Here is a 15,343-nt window from a genome sequence, read left to right as displayed (position 1 = left end):
TATCGCCACAAGTGATGAATCACGAGAACGTTGAAATACCTGAGTTGGCCACCAAAATCCTCAATAAGCCAATTCAACCATTCGTTTCCCTAGAATCTTGCGACGGTAAAATATATGATTGTTCGCACGGACGACAACTCATTGATTGTTTGGTCTGGATAATACCTACATTATTTCGCACAGCCTAGGGCGAGCATATACGCTCAGCCTACTTATTTTTTTAACATTGATACGTCGAGTTTTCCGTAAAGTCAGTGTTAATTCTGTGTCTGTAATGCCTCCAAAGCATTAAGGTATTTTGGTATAGGCCTTGCTCAATTAAATGATGGAGAGAATTTGATTCTGACTATTCACATGATTAATCAAGGAAAATTAAGCCTCGGCACGTCAAGGAAAATCAACTTATGCCATCGAAAGTGTTCATGAACCCTGATAGTAAAATATATGTGGCAGGTCATAATGGAATGGCTGGGTCTGCTATTGTCCGTAATCTGCACACCAAAAAATATACAAACCTCATTCTTAAAAACCGTCAAGAATTAGACTTGACTCGTCAAGCTGACGTTGAACAGTTTTTCTCGGTTGAAAAACCTGAATATGTGTTTCTTGCCGCCGCGAAAGTTGGCGGAATTTTGGCCAATCATACGTATCCAGCAGACTTTATTTTCCAGAATCTCACGATCCAAACACATATCCTCAATTCGGCCTATCGTCATGGCGTAAAACGGTTACTTTTCTTGGGAAGTTCATGTATCTACCCGAAAGAATGCCCACAGCCCATGAAAGAACAGCATTTACTGAGCGGATATCTTGAGCCGACAAATGAACCCTATGCAATTGCAAAAATTGCTGGTGTTAAAATGTGTGAGGCCTATAACAGACAATATGGTACGCAATTCCTCAGCGTGATGCCGACGAATCTGTATGGAGAAGGTGACAATTTTGATCTACAGACAAGTCATGTCTTACCCGCGCTCGTGCGGAAGTTTCACGAAGGTCGTGAACAAAACACACCAGTCACTATTTGGGGAACTGGGCGTCCTCAACGTGAATTACTTTACATCGATGATTGCGCAGAAGCCTGTGTCTTTTTAATGAATCTGCCTGCTGGGCTCTACTCTCAACTCCTTATTCATGAAGCTGGTCCCGTCATTAATGTTGGCACTGGCGAGGGACTAACAATTGGTGAGTTGGTTGAAAAGATTATGCAGATCGTAGGCTTTGAGGGGCAAGTTAAATGGGACACGACCAAACCCGATGGGACGATGAAGAAAGTCCTTGATGTTTCGAGACTCAAAGAATTAGGTTGGCGACCTAATGTTTCTCTAAAGGACGGTATTCAAAAAACCTACAACTGGTACCAGCAACATCACAATGGAATGCAAGCGATAGAGGCAAGAACAGCCTCGATTTGCTAGAAGCAGGCCTTACTACTCATTATTCTCGTTCGGTGACTAGGGTACAAACAAGACTTTCTGACAAGTGTATACCTTTCTAGTACACGGTTGTCGGTGGGTATGGGCTAATAAAACTTATTCGGGTTGCTGAAGTGAATTAAATTTGCATGAACACAGTTCACAGCAATACATCAGGACTGTTTTGTTCTATGTTATCTCAGAGTTTAAAAATCTGAATGGCGATGGCAATAATCCAGGACAATATCTCAATAGTCTGTTGAACAAGATGATCATCTAACAGCCCTATATCTGGTCATAATTTATAATTATTTTTGATAAGTACTTAGGGAGTTATCAATTCGTTTCAAATGAAACATGAGGTGTACTAAAGCATGTCGAAGTCAAGACGAGTTTCAGATACATTAGATTTTTGGGATTTCCCTGCTAGCTGGCGTAGCTATGTTGCGATCATGCGGGTGGACCATTGGTTTAAAAATGTGTTTATGCTTGTTGGGGTATTCTTGGCGGTCTTTCATAATCCACACGTCTTGAGGTTGGATAATTTCCCTGTATTGATTCTTGGCATCATGGCTACCTGCATACTTGCTTCCAGTAATTATGTTCTCAATGAAATTCAAGATGCTGAGTATGATCGTTTTCATCCAAAGAAGAAATTCCGTCCTATCCCATCTGGTTCTGTTCAAATTCATATTGCATATGCTGAATGGGTTATTCTAGCCATTCTCGGTCTAGTTCTCGCAGCCTTTGTTAATCGCTGGTTTTTGTATACTGGCGCCGCCTTATTTTTTATGGGGCTTGTCTACAATGTGAGACCTTTTCGACTCAAAGATTTGCCTTATCTCGATGTATTATCTGAATCTGTCAACAATCCTATCCGCCTTTTGTTAGGGTGGTTCATAATGATTCCCGATCAACTGCCTTCTCTCTCACTATTACTTGCTTTTTGGTTCTTAGGTGCATTTTTTATGGCCACAAAACGATTTGCAGAATACCGCACAATTAATGACCCTAAACTTGCGGAACATTATCGAAAATCATTTGGCTATTACTCAGAGCCACGATTACTTTCAAGTATGGTATTTTATCTCTCACTCTTTGCATTGTGCTTTGGCGTCTTTGTTATGAAGTATCATTTTGAATTGATACTGTCCGCTCCATTCATATTAGGTTTTACGTCATATTATTTTCATATCGGTTTCAAGGAAGATAGTACAGTTCAAGCGCCAGAACATCTCTATAAGGAAAAATGGCTTGTTTTTGGTGGGATGGTATGTGTCGTGACTGTATTTTTCCTCCTATTTACTGACATTCCTCAATTGTATGAGTGGTTTAATGTTTTATCAAACCAAGTCAGCCCATTATGGAAATTTTAAAGGTCTTGATGATGTACGAAATACTGTTTAAGCTGTGATTATTAGCAAAATTTTGATGCCGAAACACTATATCTATTGCCACATATCTGACAAATTAGACAGGTTTCGAGAGATGAATGAGGAACAAGTAGGGGGAGAACCTGATAGATTGAAGTCCATACCTGTATCTTGCATAGAGAATTACTTGATTTACACGTAGGATAGCGACAAGGATTTTTAGACACCTATCCGTCAATGGGCTTACACGAGAGACTCGTTTTCCCTAGAACCGCTATTCATTCTAGTCACTCCCATTAAAAAACTGACCAAATTTTACTCCCAAGTCTACTGGAAATCTCAAGCTGGAAGTGGGAGAGGAATGGCAGTCCGGGACAAAGCGGATAGCCAATGGTGTCTTCCGGAAAGAAGCCACTCCTGGGAAGGTGGGATCTACAGTAAAGACAAGGTAATTGTTATAGCTGATAATTCGGTGAGGAAGAGATGTGTCTGGAGCCTAACCAAGAGGAAGTAGTAATAAAGGAGCGTATTCCTTTGTGTATCGACTTAGATGGAACACTTATAAAAAATGATATATTTTGGGAATCTTTGCGTGCATTGTTGAAAAAGAATGTGTTCTATCTATTGGTTTTGCCAATTTGGTTATTGAAAGGTAAGGCTTTCGTAAAAGGGCAGGTTTCTCAAAGGGTCTCCTTAAATATTGTTGCACTTCCCTATCATGATCTTTTGCTCAATTACATTTTGAGTGAGCGGAAAACTGGAAGAAACGTCGTACTTGCCACCGGAACTCATTATCGGATTGCTACAAAGATTGCAAAGCATTTAAATTGTTTTGACCAAGTTTTGGCCAGTAGTGACTTTGACAACCTTACTGGCAAGAGAAAGTCACGTGCTTTAGTGAAACGATATGGAAAAGGAGGTTTTGATTATGCCGGAAACAGCAGAGTAGATTTACCCATTTGGGAAAATTCTAACAGTGCCATTATTGTAAGCGGTTCTCGAAATTTAATTGAGGCAGTTAAAAAGGTTTCGAGAGTAGAAACCATATTTTCTTAAATCTATCAGATGTAATTCACCGAACAATACAGCGTATTGATAATGCGAGTTAGTGAAGCATATTCGTCAGGCGAATCCCTTCTCACCGAACATACACTACATTAGTCAGAACCGGAAAATAATGTGCTGAAAAAAGATGATATCGAAAAGGGAAAAGATATCTATGCTTTTCCCGTGAGTAGCGTCTTACTCATCTCCGTTACCGTTATTGCTGCAGCGTTACGAATTTACAGATTGGGCTATCAAAGTTTGTGGATGGATGAGGTACTGACGTATTTAAGCTCTAATGGTACACTCGCCCACGTCCTTTTTCAGACAGAGGTACATACCAGCATCCTCCCGTTATACTATCTTTTCGTACATGCATTTTTATACTTGGGTGAAGAAGATATAATCTTAAGAGTCCCATCTTTGATATTCGGGACACTGTCAATTCCACTTTTTTTCATGGTGGTTCGAGACATGCTAGGCTCATTGACAGGTACTATAGCTTCATTTCTGCTGGCCATCTCACCTTTTCATATTTTTTATAGTCAAGAAGCGAGACCTTATGCGTTGTATTTATTTCTGTGTCTATTGGCGCTTTACTTGCTTCAGCAATGTTTAAATCGAGAAAACAATCATTGGTTGAAATTGGGATTCATTGTTGCGGCTGCCTCTACGTTCTATTGCCATACAACGGCAGTCCCTTTTTTAGTATTTTTAGGGCTTTATATCATGATCACGCTCCCTAAGCAGAAATGGCGTGAATGGATTCCGACATTTCTTGGATTGGGTATCCTACTTCTTCCGGCCTTGTATCGCATTTACACAATTCAAGTAGGCTGGGAGAGTGCTAGATCTTTTGAGGCTCCGTATCTTCTTTATATACTTTGGGCCTTTTCAACTGGCTTTTCTCTAGGACCAAACCTCATTGAATTGCATCAGCCAGATAAAATGAAATATATCGTCCAATATTTACCTATTATTGTTCCAATCTTTATGTACGTCGTGACTATATTCGCTTTTGGTGTGTGGAAATTGTTTCGGAAAGACAAAGCCATTCTTCTCATCCTTGCCTTATTGTTTCTCTTACCAGTAATTTTTGTAGGTCTAGCAGCCATACTCAATGTTGGGCCTTTTAACACTCGGTACATCATTCCTTCTTTGCTTCCATTCTTAGTATTTGTCGCATTGGGAGTTCAGAATTTTCAAAAAAGATCATTCCAGATTGTAAGCGTATGTATATTCACAATCATCAGTATCGTTTCTTTAAATAATTATTACTTCGAAGACCATTATCATCGCGAAGATAGTCGAGGAGCCAGCCAATTTTTGGCGGAACATGCGATACAAGGAGACTTGATCATCTGCATGGCTCCCTATACAAAAACAACTCTTCTCCATTATCTGTCATCTGCCAATAATTTCAGTGTTGTCGGGTATCCAAAGGATAACGCTTTTGTAGATCCGGTACAAATTCCTGAGGATCTTCAGAAAATCATAGCCGGACGAAATCGATTTTGGGTATTCTTTAGTCGAATTTTCCATGCTGACCCAACCGGACATTTGAAGTCACATTTGGAAAGTTTTTTTTCCCCTACGAGCAAATTTAATTCAACCGGAGTTGAATTAATACTTTATGAGATTCCCAAAATGGTTTATCTTTCTGAAAGACAATAATATAGTATGTTCACAACTTTTGAAATTATTTGATTGAAAATTAATAAAACAATAAAAACCAAAATCTCGTACTTAGAACGTTTTTCTCATGAAATTCCGTGAATGACATGCTGTTTCAAAGAACCAACATGGTAAGAAACATAGTTCTTGTCTAACCACCTCTTCCCTAAATTCTAAATACGCAATCTCTTTAACGTTTTTTACGAGTAGAGACTGTCACCAGAAACTAGGAATGGCCAAGCAGAATTTAATGCAAGTTAACCGATGAAATATGGAATTATTGGAAGTAATAACTCAAGAGAACACTTATTCAATCTGATGTTATGTGAGCCAGGACTAGTCTCTCAGTGGACTCTAGTATCTTTCAATTTACTGGTGATGAATCCTAAATAAAGAAAAGAGGTTTTTCAAAATTTGTTGTTCTTAAATCAAACATTAGACTCAAATACACCGACATCCTGGCCACAGAAGTTTGATATTTTTGGGGTCAATGTCACGGCCACCAATTATGAAAAGGCAGTTGAACTTATCACGCGAGCTGCGCTCAATAGGGAGGCAGCGATCATTGATCCGATGCCAGTCCATGGTTTGATAGAGGCCTGTCGTGATCCAGAGCTTAAGGAGAAATTTAACAACTTTCAAATGGTCGTTCCCGATGGTCAACCGATCCGATGGGCGTTGAATCATTTCCACGCCACTGGATTAAAAGATCGTGTGTATGGACCAGAACTGACTTTGAGAGTCTGTGAACGTGCAGCTAAAAAAGGTATAGGACTTTATCTTTTAGGAAGCACTGAGTATGTTCTTCAGCAATTTCGTTCTAAGCTTCTTCAGCTTTTCCCAAAATTGCAGATAGAAGGATACGAATCTCCTCCTTTTCGTCCGTTAACCATTCAAGAAGATCAGGAATTGGTGAGTCGTATAAATCACAGTGGCGCAGGATTAATCTTTGTGGGTTTAGGATGTCCAAAGCAAGAAATTTTTGCACATAACCATCGCGATCGTATTCATGGAGTACAGTTGTGTGTTGGAGCGGCCTTTGACTTCATCGCCGGTAACAAGAAAATGGCTCCCAAATGGATGCAACGACATGGGATAGAATGGCTATTTAGGTTATATTGTGAACCTAAGAGATTGTGGCGTCGGTATTTAGTCACGAATACGATTTTTATTCGAAAAGTTTTGCACGCATTACTTTTCAGAGGAAAACCTACTTCGTAAGAGGAATGCTGCACTGTTTACAGTAGAGTAAACAAATGGTGAGTCCCCAAAACGGTTAAGCTTGGGCAAGCAAGGATTCACCGGGGCACTTCTCACGAACCATTTGCTACAGGTAGACCATATTATAGTGGTCGTCGATTATGATGATCATATCGTTGAATCTAATTGTAAGTTATCGATGAATCGATTCCCGCAACCAACGATACTCTGAACGTTTCTTTCCATCCACGTTGTATTCTCGAAGAGCTATCCAGTTTCGTCGCCTGTTGCTGAGCACGTAAGCATTTAATTGCCATTTTTTCTTTTGAAAACTATATGAAACATCTACAAAGTTTAATACCCAAGTTGTCGCTGAGTGTGGTGGATCAAGTACTTAATTCAGGGGGCAGTTTTTTCATTCAAGTTCTATTGGCCAGATGGCTCTCGGCAACCGAATTTGGAACCTTTGTCGTAATGTTTTCACTGTTTTTACTTGTGTCATGTTTTTCGAATGGATTAATTCTTGAGCCAATGAGCGTGGTCGGTGCATCTAAATATTCTCATTCTCTTCGATCCTATCTTTCAGTTGTGGTCAGGATTCACTTTGTTCTTCATGGTGCTCTATCGTCTTTGTTTTTGAGTATCTTATTCATTCTATACTTCTGTGGACTTGAGGCTGCAAGTGACTATATTGTGGTAGCCATGGTTAGTCCGTTTATCTTGTTTTTTTGGCTAGCACGACGAGCGTGTTATTTACACGGAAGTCCTTCCCTGGCAGTCGTTGGCAGTCTTGTCTATACCATCCTCGTTTTTTTAATATTGCTAGTCGCCAATGTTCGAGATTGGCTTTCCCCATTCATGGCATTTCTAGCAATGGGAATAAGTGGAGCCATTGCTGGATTATATCTGTTGTATCTTAATCACAGTAAGATCCATGAAAGCTCTGACTTAGCTTTAGATTTATCAAGCCACGCATCACAGTGGCGAATCTGGATCGAGCATTACGTCTTTGGTAAGTGGATTTTGATGGGGGCTATACCTAACTGGATCAATAAAGTGTCCTATATTCCTTTAATTGGAATGCTTCTTGGACTACCTCAAGCGGGTGCTTTCCGTGCGTTACAAAATCTTATCCTTCCCGTCCAACAAACCTTAGTCGCACTAGGCGTTTTTTTTCTTCCCTGGTATTCCAAAAACAAACAAACAAAATCTCAAAATTTCATCAAGAACAATGGAAAATTTTTAGTCTTGATAAATGCCGTGTTTTCGATTGCCTACTTGCTACCCCTATATTACTGGGGAGAAGACATTCTTCAATGGTTATATCAACGAGACTATTATAGTTCGTTTGCACATATCATTCCGATATTTGTGGTTGTCGCTTTGATCGGAGGATTGAATCAGGCATGGAGTACTCTCCTAAAAGCTGTAGAATGGTCCTATGGAGTTTTTCAGGCAAGATGTTTTGGTGCAATTATGAGTGTGTTTGGAGGTTGGACGTTAATCACCTATTGGGGTGTTGGTGGCGCAGCGTTAGGATTGCTTGTAAGCTCAGTTGTGGAAGTGTTGGTTCTATATTTTGTAAAGAATAAAAAACTTGAAAATGCGCAACAAGAGAGCTATGCCAAAGTGTGAACTCCTCTCGAAACAAGTATATGATGGGGTTATTTAACTCAGGGCAAAGATCAGAGCGGACCAAAGTAAATAAGCCTCCACGCGAGAAGATTAGGGTTCAAGAAGTATATACACTTGTCGTTCAATTTCTTCGAGAAGGCGAAGTATCAAGAAACTCCCAATACAGTCGTTCAGCTTTTGTCAGCCAACGGCCAACAACTTCATTGTTTAGTTGCTCAACAATTTCTTTTTTCTTATTCTCTCGCTCCTCAGATGGACGTGCAACATGGGTTTCAGTAACGTGTTTTTTCCCTGTATCACGTTGATCGCGAGAGTCGAGATCATCAAAAACTTTTCTCACATTTTCATCCCGATGATCGAATGGAATAAACAACGTATCAAACTTCTCGTTTAACCGACTCACAACTTGACCGAAATCAGTGGTGGCCTCCTCAAAAGTCACTGTCAGAAAAGAATTTCGAAACGGGAGAAGTGCTAAATGAAACTTTATATAGTATTTCAACCCATGCAATATGGAAATATGAGGATCACGTATTACGAGTGAAGACACCGCGTCTTTAGGGTTTCTAATTAAAAGCAAGGTCGGGACTTTGAGTTGAGCCGCCTTGATAACCTGACCTGATAAATGAAGATGTGTCGCAATATGCAGAGGATGGGGTTGCGAGATTGCAAAGGCTGCAACGGCAAAGGTATTGCCAGACCGAGGAAATCCTTCAATGACAATATGTGAGTCAGCCCTTACAAGTCTTTGGCGATTTTTTTCTTTTAGCGATAATAATGGAAGGATAATGGAAGGATAGGCCCCAAGCCAGTAGCGAGCCTGTAATGTGATAAACTTTAAAGGTGTCATAGAATGAATATTGGTATTACTGAGACGTGAATAATTACGAACGGTTTTTCCATTAGTGTATCGAGCAACTGTGTTGAGTCAATCACTCATTGGTCTAGTGCATTAGCTATGAAACCTCGAAAAAGAAGGGGATCCGATGAACAAGCAATCTCTTCAGCGTATTTTCAAGAATATACTGATATGCCCGGTGGGACACGCTCATTCTGCTATGAAGCATAAGTGGTTTTTAGCTATTATTGTTGCAGGTTATTTGGGATTTTCAGTTCTTGCGATTTCTGCTCAAACTGGCGCTCCCGGTTGGTTGGAGACAGCCGTTCCGTCTATAACAGTTCATGTTAACCTACAACATCCGCGCGCATCAAATACACATACTGGACTTGATAAACAACTTCCATTGAAATCAGTAAAACCTGCACTCAAGATTGCGATCCAGAATCGAAAGAAAGGGCTTGGAACTAAAATTCTCATTTATCCTGGTATATACAGGGAAAACCTCTCTCTGATGTTTCAAGAAAGTTCTGAGGGACTGTCTCCAATTATGTTGATAGCCAAAGAAAATGGGAAAAGTGTCATCTCAGGGTCCGATATCTGGACTGACTGGCATCAAGACAGCAGTGATACACTTTCCCATACCTGGCCTCATAACTGGGGCATGCGTCCTGTTCCAGAAGGTTGGCCAAGTCGTCTTAATATTTCAGAAATTGTACGAAGACGCGAAATGATATTTGTAAATGGTACACCACTAAATCAGGTCTTATCAGTTTCTGAACTTCGCCCCAGTTCGTTTTTCGTCGATGAACAAAACCATAAGGTGTATATCAAACTCTCAAAAGAAATGCCAGCCTCGCAGGTTACCATTGAGGTTGCCGTCCGTTCCGCATTATTGCGAGTCAGTCGAATCGAAAATTTTGTTATGAAAGGACTGAGGTTTCAACATGATACAACAGGCTTACAGGGTGGCGCAGTAAGCATAATGTCCTCACGCAATGTTCTGATTGAAGACTGTGAATTTATTTTCAACAATTGGTCTGGGTTAAGTCTCGCACGTGTTAAAAATATAACAACAAGACGAAATGTTTTAAACTACAATGGGGCAATGGGGTGGGGAGGAATCTGGATTAAAAATCTGAGTTCTGTCGATGATGAAACATCTTACAATAATTGGCGTGGAGCATTGGGTGGGTTTTCGCGTTGGTCTATCGCAGGTGTCAAGCACATGCATGTCCATAATGCAACGTACGAGGGACAGAAGGCTATTGGTAATGCCACGAGAGGATTTTGGCTTGATACAGACAACAGTGGCATCGAAGTCAAAGATGCCTGTTGGTGCAAGAATTTAACGGATGGCGTGTTCCTTGAACTAAGTCAAGGACCAATTTCGATTCGAAATAGTACTATTTGTGACAATGGTGATTATGGTGTTGTGGCAAACAGTTCGAGTTCCGTCACGATAGAAGAAAACACTATAACGAACAATGGAAAGTCACAAATCTTCATCACAGGCTCAGTTCAAAGAAAATCAAAAAATTGGGAATCCAATGATGAAATGCTTGTCAAAACAAAAGATTGGACTATTGCGAATAATACTTTTCAAAGTCAAAAATCAGCGCTTCTTTCAACGCCAGAATGGAAGCATTTTCTTGGGTCATTGCATGCAGCAAATAATGTGTGGCTAGAGGGAAGTGCTAAAGAAGTTTTTTCAATTGGCAAGACTCAAATGTCAATGGGGACATGGCAAGACAAAACTAGAATTAAATTCATTAAAAAAAATCATGGAATAAATGCTCAGAGAACGAAAAGGAAGGCTTGCCCGTAACATTGTCGGGCATATCACAAAATCATTTAATCACGAACACTGTTAGGCGTTGAATATTCATTGATTGTGGATCATTGCCCAACATGCTTATATGTAACAAAAAAATAGCATGTATTCTGGAAATAGCGATCAACGGTATACAGTTTTAGATAGAGAAAGAGATCGTGTGCTCGGCCTCCCACATGCAAGAATCAAATATAGCCATATCGCTTAAGAAGCGGCCAAGTCAAAAATGTTACGATAGCTCGATCTTTTTGACTTAATTTTATTTTCCAGACCTCGTCCTCTTTGATATGAACATCACCATCGTGAAATCGAGAAGGATTGCCAGAGACACTATGTGTGATAGCTAAGCGAACATCCCGTTCGCTCACAAATGGGAGTTGATCTGGTTCCTCTTCAATGAAGGTTAATATTCTTTTGATTTCGTACTGAGGGTTCATGACGAAGTCTTCATATCGTAAGAAAAAATAATGTGCTGTTTTAGATTTTAATAATTCTGCTGACAGATTATCGAGCATCCAATGCACAGAACTTGAATGTGTCGATATCGTGGGCATGTAGGAAAGTTGTTTCGCCGTTGGCTCGTAAGCCTTCTGTCTTGTCCATGAATAAGCCGAGGCTCTACTATCGCGAACTAAGTGGAGCGTATAAAGCTTAACATTTGGAATTTGAGCAAGCACATGACCATGGACCCGCTTAGAGGAGTCGATAATTACGGTCGCACCAGTTGATTTACGAATTATCGAATATAACTGCCCAAGAAATTCTCCATAAGTTTTCGTACGTTGCTGAAATTTCATTGAACAGTTAAGGGCATGAAGAGGAATGTGACGAAAACGCGACACTGAATTTCTTAGGTCAAGAAGATGACTAATTGTTTGTTCGTCAAATGTTGTTGGATGATTACCAATGACATGGCTCCAAAAATCACAGTTTTGTAAAGGGACTTGGCAGGCACATAACTGATTTAATTGAATTCCACGATCCAATAAATAATGGACTTCGCCAATATCACAAAACTGGTGAATGCTTCCTAATATCGTTCCGAGAAGCGTACTTCCACTTCTTCCTGCGCCTGCTATGTAGAGAACTTTCGTGGGATCGATATTGTCCATAATCATGGTCCTGATAAAAACGATAGAAGAGAGTTATGTCGACTGATCAACTATCAAAGTCTCAGCGGTTTGCAGCCACTAGCCGTAGACGGATGCTTTTCGACAAGGAGGGTCTTGCCAAGCAAGGACTTCAGGTCAACTGCTTATGGATGTGTGATTGACAAATGGAATTTCCTGAAAGTCTCTATACGTAAATCTACTTGATCAGTTTGAGTTCGCGGCTTAGCAGTAGAAATTCATGTCTTAACACAGAGGCAGCCTGCCACTTAAATCTTTCCTAGGGTATATGAACAGGGCAAACCTGAGAGTCTAAAATACGCTGATAAATACTCAAAAGTCGATCGTGATTTGTTTTGGCGCTGTATTTTTCTTCATACTCTCTGCGACAGTGTTCTCGCATACTTTGAAGAATCTTTGGATTAGAAAATGCCCATTCGACTTTTCTGGCCATATCTTCCGGGTCACCTGAACAAAAGTGAACGCCAGTGTATCGATCTTTGACCAACGACGCCATACTACCGTGGTTACTGGATACAATTGGTAGTCCGACTGCATAGGCCTCAAGAATTGTCATGGGAAGATTCTCATAGCAAATTGAAGGAAAAACTAAGAAGGATGCGTCCTTCATAAGTGTAAATATTTCGCTGCGAGTTTTTTTGCCAAGCCATGTAATATTTGCACATTGCTCAACAAAGGACTGTACCATTTCTGCAAGAGGTCCGTCTCCAACAATTATAAGCGAATATGGTAATGATGCATTCTGTAATCTTTCCCATCCTTCTAAAAGCGTTTTTACACCTTTTTCAGTTGAGAGTCTCCCAACAAATAGAGCATACCTTCCCTGCGGTGGAGAAATTGAGTAACCCGGATCTGGTGAAATAAAATTACCTTTAACAATAACTTTATTTTCTGGCAACCCACTGCTAATAAATTTTGAGCGTGAAAACTCTGTTAAGGTAATGAACATATTGACTTTTCGCAACCATGTTTTCCGAAATCGATGAAACGTAAGCATCGCAGCAAGTCCAGCACTTGTGAGTGTGCTATCTCGATAGCAAGCATGAAGGATCCCAGGCCAAGGGATGACTTTATGCAGGCAATCTTCACAGACTTGGCCATTCCGAATAAAATTTGAATTTAAGCAAAACAAGCGGAAGTTATGAAGCGTTTGGACAACTGGAACTCCGTGAGATTGAGCCGCATAATAACATCCCGGTGATACGAGAGGAAATGTATTGTGAAAATGCGCAATGTCTGGTCGATGCTCTTGGATTAAATTGCTAATTTCTTGGTATGTTTGACTATTCCAAAACATTGAGCGTGCAAGACGTAACTTGGAGTAGTCATGAATGACATCATTATGCACCGTGTATTGTACAACACGGTGTCCGTTTTCTTTTAGGAGATTCGCTTCAGCAGCGAAAACTTGGTCCTCACCGCCGGCTTGCTGATAGTAATTGTGAATGAGTAGGACATTCATGATTTTGAGAGGGTTTCGACCTTCGTAAAAATTCACTATAGCCGACTATTAACAAAAATGGCAGAGAAGGATGCCAAATAAAGGCAGATTCAAATATCGATCTTACCGATGTTACTCCAAATACTACAATCGCCTCTGTCGTTAACAGTGTAAAAGCAGATTGGTTATTCCAAGAAAGCGCTTGAAAGAAAAGAATTTTCCAAAGCCACAAGACAGAGCCCAGTACGAGTAGAATCCCTGGTATTCCCAGTCCTACAAGCAGTTCCATCCATGTGCTGTGGAGTGAGGCAGTTTTTTCAAACCCTTGATTCGCTAAGACGAGAAATCGTCCAGCCGCATAGGCACCAAATCCAGAAAACGGTTGTTCAAGAAATGCGTCCCAGGCCCCAGCCCACCAAATGGTTCGTCCAGTCAAAGAACTGACTTGCTCGGTGCTTTGTCCTCTTTGAAAAAAGTCTGTCAAAATCGAAGTGGCAGGGGTAAGGGTTAACACGATTGCAAGTATGAGAGGCGAGAGAAATATAATTCCAAACCGTTTTTGGACAAGTAGTAGTAAGAAAATTGCAACAAAAAACCCGCCGAAAGCTGATCTCGTTTGAGAGGCAATCAGAGTAAGAAGTCCGAATCCAAATATAAGAAGATAGATAGTTTTTCTTTGTGAAAAATTTTGGGAATAATACAGATAGCGGGTCAAGAAAACTGAAGCGACTATAGCACTAAGTTCTCCAACATTATTGGAACTGATCATCGGGAAAACACCTTTAATTTGCATCCCTGAAGAACCAACATCCAAAGAAAGAGCTTCTGTTGGCCAAATCAAAACACCGACCCATGTCGTGCACAGTAAGCCAATTAATAATAACCATGTCCAATCAAATAAACTTTTCATTTGTTGATACGTTCGAAACTGATTCACGATGCAAGCCAGCAGCGCAAGGTCGATAAAATATTCAATAGACTTATAGAGCGTCCAGCCAGGATAGACTGACCAGATAGTTGAAGCCAAAGAAAATAAAGAATAGAGACCTAAAAGCCCTAACGGGCCTCGTGAGAGAGTGGAAGGCCAATCGACGTGCTTGAACGTTAATTGGTAAATGACAATAATTCCGATAATTGCGACTAAAAAGATGCGATAGAGCGCCCAAGCATCAAGAGGATTTTCTGAGGAAGATGTTGCATCGCGTATTCGAAACCCAAGTCCACTCAATAACGATAGAAACCATAACCAATGCCAGAGATTGAGGCAGGTCCATAGATGTTTCAGTTTTGAAAGTAGAAGTGGAAATGCCCAGAATACCAGGAAAAGTAGTATGGTCCCACCAGCCAGGAACACAATAAAATAGTCGAATTGTAATTGTAAGAAGCCAAGTAAGCCTCCAAGAGCAATCCAAAAAATAAATGAATACTTCTGTTGCGAACCTAAATTAGAAAACATCAAAAATGTACAAGGGTATAAGGCTTACATATGAATGTTTTAACAGTGTAGAACGATGTCAGAAAGAATAGCAATTGGGGTTAATGTTCTTCTGATGAGAAAATACGTACATTAAAAACATGAAATAGAGGATAAAGAGGCCTCATTAAAAATTTCAACTAATTGTTCTGGCTTGCCGAGACACTTTTGGGACTATACGGTACAAATTGTGTTGATATTTGTGCGTATAGTAAGACTTCAATTACAAGGGTTTAAGTCATCACTATAACGAAAGGTCTTCGACTGTAGAAGGATGGTCGAGGT

The 15,343-nt window shown here is 40.2% G+C and carries 11 protein-coding genes; 7 read left to right on the top strand and 4 right to left on the bottom strand.

The window, feature by feature from the left end:
* The first annotated feature begins 422 nt into the window (after positions 1 to 422).
* The 6 genes from ACWQXP_RS04580 to ACWQXP_RS04555 all read left to right on the top strand — a co-directional run bounded on the left by ACWQXP_RS04580 (position 423) and on the right by ACWQXP_RS04555 (position 8,341).
* Positions 423 to 1,418, top strand: a complete 996-nt coding sequence (locus tag ACWQXP_RS04580; protein ID WP_454062979.1) for a GDP-L-fucose synthase family protein — start codon at positions 423 to 425, stop codon at positions 1,416 to 1,418.
* Positions 1,419 to 1,789: 371 nt separating this feature from the next.
* On the top strand, positions 1,790 to 2,791 hold the full coding sequence (locus ACWQXP_RS04575) for a UbiA prenyltransferase family protein (protein WP_454061665.1): 1,002 nt from the start codon (positions 1,790 to 1,792) through the stop codon (positions 2,789 to 2,791).
* 480 nt (positions 2,792 to 3,271) lie between these two features.
* Positions 3,272 to 3,844 carry a hypothetical protein gene (locus ACWQXP_RS04570; protein ID WP_454061664.1) on the top strand — a complete coding sequence of 191 codons (573 nt, stop codon included), beginning with the start codon at positions 3,272 to 3,274 and terminating at the stop codon, positions 3,842 to 3,844.
* Between the two features lie 123 nt (positions 3,845 to 3,967).
* Entirely contained in the window at positions 3,968 to 5,506 is a 1,539-nt protein-coding gene (locus ACWQXP_RS04565; RefSeq protein ID WP_454061663.1) for a glycosyltransferase family 39 protein, read from the top strand.
* A gap of 414 nt (positions 5,507 to 5,920) precedes the next feature.
* The gene (locus tag ACWQXP_RS04560) at positions 5,921 to 6,727 is read left to right on the top strand and encodes a WecB/TagA/CpsF family glycosyltransferase (RefSeq protein WP_454061662.1); all 807 of its coding nucleotides are present in this window, start codon (positions 5,921 to 5,923) and stop codon (positions 6,725 to 6,727) included.
* A gap of 315 nt (positions 6,728 to 7,042) precedes the next feature.
* Positions 7,043 to 8,341 carry a hypothetical protein gene (locus ACWQXP_RS04555; protein WP_454061661.1) on the top strand — a complete coding sequence of 433 codons (1,299 nt, stop codon included), beginning with the start codon at positions 7,043 to 7,045 and terminating at the stop codon, positions 8,339 to 8,341.
* Between the two features lie 121 nt (positions 8,342 to 8,462).
* Here the strand turns inward: ACWQXP_RS04555 and ACWQXP_RS04550 are convergent, their stop codons facing one another.
* Complete coding sequence (locus ACWQXP_RS04550; RefSeq protein WP_454061660.1) at positions 8,463 to 9,191, bottom strand: hypothetical protein; 729 nt, start codon at positions 9,189 to 9,191, stop codon at positions 8,463 to 8,465.
* A gap of 136 nt (positions 9,192 to 9,327) precedes the next feature.
* Between ACWQXP_RS04550 and ACWQXP_RS04545 the strand changes: the two genes are divergently transcribed.
* On the top strand, positions 9,328 to 11,007 hold the full coding sequence (locus ACWQXP_RS04545) for a right-handed parallel beta-helix repeat-containing protein (RefSeq protein ID WP_454061659.1): 1,680 nt from the start codon (positions 9,328 to 9,330) through the stop codon (positions 11,005 to 11,007).
* A gap of 191 nt (positions 11,008 to 11,198) precedes the next feature.
* Here the strand turns inward: ACWQXP_RS04545 and ACWQXP_RS04540 are convergent, their stop codons facing one another.
* From ACWQXP_RS04540 to ACWQXP_RS04530, 3 genes are all read right to left on the bottom strand, one after another.
* The gene (locus ACWQXP_RS04540; RefSeq protein ID WP_454061658.1) at positions 11,199 to 12,125 is read right to left on the bottom strand and encodes a sulfotransferase domain-containing protein; all 927 of its coding nucleotides are present in this window, start codon (positions 12,123 to 12,125) and stop codon (positions 11,199 to 11,201) included.
* 277 nt (positions 12,126 to 12,402) lie between these two features.
* Positions 12,403 to 13,605, bottom strand: a complete 1,203-nt coding sequence (locus ACWQXP_RS04535; RefSeq protein ID WP_454061657.1) for a glycosyltransferase family 4 protein — start codon at positions 13,603 to 13,605, stop codon at positions 12,403 to 12,405.
* Positions 13,559 to 15,040, bottom strand: coding sequence for an O-antigen ligase family protein (locus tag ACWQXP_RS04530; RefSeq protein WP_454061656.1), 1,482 nt, complete (start codon positions 15,038 to 15,040; stop codon positions 13,559 to 13,561). The genes ACWQXP_RS04535 and ACWQXP_RS04530 overlap by 47 nt, the downstream gene beginning before the upstream one ends.
* Positions 15,041 to 15,343 lie beyond the last annotated feature (303 nt).

This window comes from Candidatus Nitrospira salsa (assembly GCF_965152625.1).
Note: the sequence above shows the minus strand (reverse complement) of the source record. Positions and strands in the feature narration are given on the sequence as shown.